General features: G+C 41.8%; 3 protein-coding genes. All 3 read right to left on the bottom strand.

What is annotated here, in order from left to right:
* A partial coding sequence (locus tag JCM16418_RS23850; RefSeq protein ID WP_242403860.1) for a glycosyl hydrolase family 18 protein occupies nucleotides 1-4,323 on the bottom strand: 4,323 nt, incomplete at its 3' end.
* Complete coding sequence (locus JCM16418_RS25970) at nucleotides 4,236-4,625, bottom strand: S-layer homology domain-containing protein (RefSeq protein WP_052020347.1); 390 nt, start codon at nucleotides 4,623-4,625, stop codon at nucleotides 4,236-4,238. The genes JCM16418_RS23850 and JCM16418_RS25970, both read right to left, overlap by 88 nt.
* A 423-nt stretch (nucleotides 4,626-5,048) precedes the next feature.
* Complete coding sequence (locus JCM16418_RS15375; RefSeq protein ID WP_036650551.1) at nucleotides 5,049-5,297, bottom strand: hypothetical protein; 249 nt, start codon at nucleotides 5,295-5,297, stop codon at nucleotides 5,049-5,051.
* Between the last annotated feature and the right edge of the window lie 1,009 nt (nucleotides 5,298-6,306).

Raw genomic sequence — 6,306 nt, 5'->3', positions numbered from 1 at the left:
AACCGGTCTTCCCAATGTATCTCCAGCAGTCTGCGTAGGATATTCCCAGTCCAGATCGATGCCGTCCAAATCATATTGAACAATATAATCGATGATACTCTTCGTAAAGGTATCGCGAGATTCAGCCGTTAATGCCGCATCTGAGAAACCATCGGCTGCCCATCCGCCTACCGAATTCAGAATTTTAAGATTTGGATTCTGCTTCTTCAGGTTTTTCATATAAGCATAGTTTGCCTCATAGAAATTACCTTCAACTGGCACAAGCTGGTTATTGGAAATATGAGTGAAAGCGTAATCAATATGTGTGAGCTTTGTAGCATCAATCGCTTTCGCCTCAGACCATTGATTCTCACCATTTACATACCCAATCAACTTAACCGCAGGATCAACAGTGAATTTAACCGTTGTTTTTGACGTCTTCCCACTTACATTGTGCAGCGCCGTAACAACAAGCGTATATTCGCCCGCCTCGGTGATTCCTTGGCCCTTAATATAGGCAGCTCCATTCAACGTCGCCGTGCTTGTCGTACCTACTTCATCCGTCCAATTCGGAAGTACACCGGAAGTGTACGTTTGACCTTCGGATACGCCTGTAACGCTAGGTACAGCAGGCACCGTGTTATCTGGGTTTGGTTCCTCTGGACCTGGTACATACGGTTTACCTTGAAGTCCATTCGCTAACGAATTCAGCAGTGTGCCTGTACTGTCATTGCTGTACTCCCAGAACATCGCACCACCGAGCTTCTTGTCGAGTACATACTTCGCTTTTTCGTGTACAGACTGTGGATCATCATACGATATGAACGTGCTTCCATTGAAACGATATGGCGCTTTCGCCGCATCATCCCAATACCGCTTGTATCCATTTGCTGCGTTATACTTCGCGAGAATTTCATTATACGTTGGCGTATTCCCGGAACCTGTAGCAGGTTGGCCTAATCCACCATTCTCCTTGGATGTAACATCCGTCCACATGTGGCTGTAGAATGCAGCCCCAATGATGATTTTATTAGCAGGTACCTTACCTTTTAGGAAAAGGTTTACACTCCAGTCCACACTAATATTGCCATATAAATTCGTGTGGTGGGCTGCATAAGGAACCCAACCGCCTGCGAGATCATAGGTCATAATATTAATATTATCTAGGAGTGGCGCAATCTTCTCAATTTCAACGCCTGCTAGATAGTTTGGACCTGCTCCAGCTGCAATCGATAACTCATAATACTTGTTGTGCTCTAGACCTAGTGCATTTAACTTTTCCCGAAGCAATTTCAATAGCAATGTGAAATTCTGTTTGTCTTCCGGTCTTCCCTTGGTATCCCCCGCTGTTTGCGTTGGATATTCCCAATCTAAGTCGATACCGTCCAGATCATATTTAACAATATAATCGATGATACTCTTCGTAAATATTTCGCGTGTTTCTGGCGTGAATGCCGCATCCGAGAATCCATTCGCTGCCCATCCACCTACGGAATTTAGAATTTTGAGGTTTGGGTTCTGCTTCTTCAAGTTTTTCATATAGGCATAGTTATCTTTATAAAAATTACCTTCAACGGGCACAAGCTTGTTATCTAAAATATGAGTGAAAGCGTAATCAATATGCGTCAGCTTGGTAGCATCTATCGCTTTCGCCTCAGACCATTTCGTCTCACCATTTACGTAGCCGATGAGCTTAACGGCAGGGTCAACCTTAAATTTAACCGTTGCCTTCGACGTCTTCCCGCTCACACTATGCAGAGCTGTAACAACTAACGTGTACTCACCCGCTTCAGTGATACCATTTCCCTTAATATAGGCAGCTCCGTTTAACGTTGCCGTGCTTGTTGTACCTACTTCATCCGTCCAGTTTGGAAGAACACCGGAAGTGTAAGTTTGTCCTTCGGATACTCCAGAAACACTTGGTACAGCAGGTACGGTGTTATCTGGATTTGGCTCTTCAGGGCCTGGTACATATGGAAGACCTTGAAGTCCATTCGCTAACGAATTCAGCAGTGTGCCTGTACTGTCATTGCTGTATTCCCAGAACATCGCTCCGCCGAGCTTCTTGTCGAGTACATACTTCGCTTTTTCGTGTACAGACTGTGGATCATCATACGATATGAACGTGCTTCCATTGAAACGATATGGCGCTTTCGCCGCATCATCCCAATACCGCTTGTATCCATTTGCTGCGTTATACTTCGCGAGAATTTCATTATACGTTGGTGTATTCCCGGAACCTGTAGCAGGTTGACCTAATCCACCATTCTCCTTGGATGTAACATCCATCCACATGTGGCTGTAGAAGGCTGCGCCAATGACGATTTTGTTAGCAGGTACCTTACCTTTTAAGTAAAGATTTACACTCCAGTCAACACTAATATTGCCATATAAATTCGTGTGGTGGGCTGCATAAGGAACCCAACCGCCTGCGAGATCATACGTCATAATATTAATGTTATCTAGGAGTGGCACAATCTTCTCGATTTCAACACCAGCTAGATAGTTTGGACCTGCTCCAGCTGCAATTGAGAGCTCATAATACTTGTTGTGCTCTAGACCTAGTGCATTTAACTTTTCCCGAAGCAATTTCAATAGCAATGTGAAATTCTGTTTGTCTTCCGGTCTTCCCTTGGTATCCCCCGCTGTTTGCGTTGGATATTCCCAATCTAAGTCGATGCCATCCAGATCATATTTAACAATATAATCAATGATACTCTTCACAAATACTTCGCGTGTTTCAGGCGTGAATGCCGCATCCGAGAACCCATTCGCTGCCCATCCACCTACGGAATTCAGAATTTTAAGATTTGGGTTCTGCTTCTTCAAGTTTTTCATATAGGCATAGTTATCTTTATAAAAATTGCCTTCAACGGGCACAAGCTTGTTATCTAAAATATGAGTGAAAGCGTAATCAATATGCGTCAGCTTGGTAGCATCGATCGCTTTCGCCTCAGACCATTTCGTCTCACCATTTACATAGCCAATGAGTTTAACGGCAGGGTCAACCTTGAATTTAACCGTTGTTTTTGACGTCTTTCCCGTTGAAGTCTTGAGAGCTGTAACAACTAACGTGTACTCACCCGCTTCAGTGATACCGTTACCCTTAATATAGGCAGCTCCGTTTAACGTTGCCGTGCTTGTTGTACCTACAGCATCTGTCCAGTTAGGGAGTACGCCAGATGTGTATGTTTGCCCTTCCGATACTCCGATAACGCTTGGTGCTGCTGGAATGGACGTATCAGGATTTCCGCCAGTACCGCCACCTGTACTACCACCGCCACCGCTGCTTCCACCACCCGTATTCGATCCACCACCAGAACCTCCTGTCGAATTGCCCTTGATGGACCCACTTTGTGGACCATCCACTTTAGTTGGCGCAACCTCAAAGGATGAACCTTTACCACCTTCATTAATTGTTGCAGTCGATACCTTACCACTACCTAATAACTTTATTAATGCGTTAACCACTAGCTTCACAATACTAGCATCCTTACTCAAGGTGATTGTATTGCCACTTCCATCAACAGTTACAGATTCTACAGATCCTTTCAGGATCTCAATCTTCATGTTTGTGGCTTCAATCTTGAGATCTTTAAAGGTTCCGCTTAGAGTAGAATTCAATCCCTTAGACAACAGAACATTGATAAATCCTGCTCCTGTCAGATTACTGCTCTCCTCCAGAATTGCAGCGGACAATACGGTTGTATCTTGAATTGAAGACGCTAATTCCGCAACAATACGGACAACACCATTTTCTCTATTTACAACGAGTTTACCGAGTGTGGTATCCAACAAATGAATTGATTTCTCCCCACCGCCACTAACTGTCGTTGTTCCTTCTACCTTTACATTCTTTAAGGTAACATCCCCACTAGCGATGTCCTTACCAAGCACTAAATTACCATGAACCATTGTATTCTGTAACGTAACGCCTGCGACGTTAATGATTACGTCACCCATTACCATATCCATGCCTGTGGCTGGGCCGTAAGTTCCTGCTTTATCGTAGACAGTACTCTGTGCATTGGGAACTCGACTTAGCAGGATAACTGCCTCTGCACGAGTTAAACTTGCTTGAGGACGGAAAGTACCGTCTTTGTAGCCACTAATTAAACCTTTAGCGACCAACGTCCTAACCGCATTCTTACTCCATGCAGCAATATCTGCTTCATCTCTAAAGCTGCTTTTGTCACTTTCGGCTGCTGCACTTGCTTTGATAACATTTGCAAGCATTACAGCTACTTCTTGTCGACTCACCTGCTTATCAGGACGAATTGTTCCATCGCTGTATCCTTCGATATAGCCAGCTTGTGCTGCCTTGCAAGCTCCGGATACTGCCATTGATTCTTGACTAGATCAGTGAATTGGATCTCCTTCTGAACCGTAAATTTAAAGTACCTGTTCATCAGAGCTGCAAGTTCTGCGCGTGTAATACTCGAATTTGGTCTTAAAGAACCATCCGAGAACCCATGCAGAAGCCCTTTATTTTGCCACTCCTCTAGCTGTTTCTCCGCCCAGTGTCCCTTGATGTCAGATGTTTGGGCCATCGCTAGACCCGCAAAAGAGTAAGATGAAAAAATGATAGCTGTGCATACCACATAGATAAACCACTTCTGAGCAAAGAATTTTTGAAGCGCTTTCATAATACACCCCAATCTTATTATATTTATGCCTTGTCTAAATTAAGACGCGGCTATTAAACTCAGCCCACAGGGGCTGAATTTAAAACATAGTTAGACTTCCAATGGAGTTGGTTTACTAGTACGAATAGGCTACGTATTGAGATGAGAATACTTCAGAAGCTTTTTTCTAAATAGTTGTATAACATGAAAGGAGCACATAGAGGAATGAATATTAGTGAGGTTATTACACATTATTATAGCTAATTCTACGGGGTATTCTAGATGTCTATTCAACTAATTCAAGAAATCTTAATCGTGGATTAATATAAAGTAACTTCCTAATCATTCGTAAAATTGTAATGTTCGACAGCCTTCTCTATCCTTTGATCCCGACAAAAAAAGAAGTGCGCATCTTCCATAGTTAGGAAGGCCCACTTCTTCATTTTAATCTTCTTTATAATAATAAACGTCTTCGGTAACAGACCCTTTCCAAGGACTCCACCAATCGCTGTTTATACTCACAACAATCAATAACGTATCATCACCAATTTTCTGCATCGCTTGGAACATATTCTTTTTGCTGTAGCGATCATATATATCTTTTCTATTTCCATAGACCGTTACAATTTTATCGAAGATTTGCTGCGCATTTTTCATATCTATAATCTGTGAATGTTGGTAAGAATCACACAAAGTTAAATGCCTGAAATTCTTTATGATAATGAACGCCCTCCTTAACTTTGAATTTTCCTTTAACGTTATATAAATCTTTCGAATTTAACACCTTTCTGTTCTAACCAATCAATAATAAATGAAAATCCGTCTAAAGATAACTGAAGACTCTCTCTTGTATCATCAGATGATGTCTTATCAAATCGAATGGACTTGTCATATTCGCTATACACGATTATATAATTAACCTCTTTATCGTCGATTTGCTCTGTCCATTTACACATGAAACTACTCGCAAAATTTCTCATACTTTTTCTTTTGATTTCAAGCTGATTGTGAGTGCTATCAACGGGAACAATTTCTTTATTTTGGTCTGCTTGTCCTTCTTTGTTCTTCTCCATAGTTTGTTGATATCCCGACATCGTAGAATCCCCCGACTTTTTTGTATTTGATGTTATAAAATCATCCAGCCAATCATCATGTGATTGAGCTTCTGCATTCACAGCTTCGTTCTCTTCAATTGCTTCTTCAGCTGCAATTTCATCAGCATCTAATTCAGCCTCGTCGGTTATATTTTCCGTTTCAATGACTTCGTCCTCATGATTACTTTTTTCAATTTCTGTTGCTCTCTCGGATGTAATATCTAGTACTTTATCCGAATTCCCTTTAACTTCTACTGTTAATTCTTCATCGATCTTTTCAATTTCTTGATCTAATATAGTGGCAGCTACTTCTTCTGCAGTATTAAACTTAAAATCGTCCCTAGAGGCATCATCATTCTGCAAAAGCGAGCCAAATTCTTCTCTCGGCTCCGCCTGAACAATCTGTTGGCTTACAATCTCCGGCTCTCCCTGTTCACTTGTTTCTGATTCATCCTCGATCGCAACTTCTTCAACAACCTCATCTTTAACTAGTAATTCTTCGATTAAATCTTCTTCCATTACAAAATTAATGATCAATTCTTCGTCCTGATTTTTAGGTATCACTTTAGTTTGATCGATCTCATTGTCCCGCTTGACCTCATTTATAT

Origin of the sequence: Paenibacillus pini JCM 16418 (assembly GCF_000576305.1) — a bacterium.
GTDB lineage: Bacteria > Bacillota > Bacilli > Paenibacillales > Paenibacillaceae > Paenibacillus_AQ > Paenibacillus_AQ pini.
This window is presented reverse-complemented; position numbering and strand designations above follow the sequence as displayed.

Excerpts from the sequence above, each read along its gene's own strand:
- JCM16418_RS25970 (WP_052020347.1), bottom strand. The coding sequence starts at position 4,625 with ATGAAAGCGCTTCAAAAATTCTTTGCTCAGAAGTGGTTTATCTATGTG.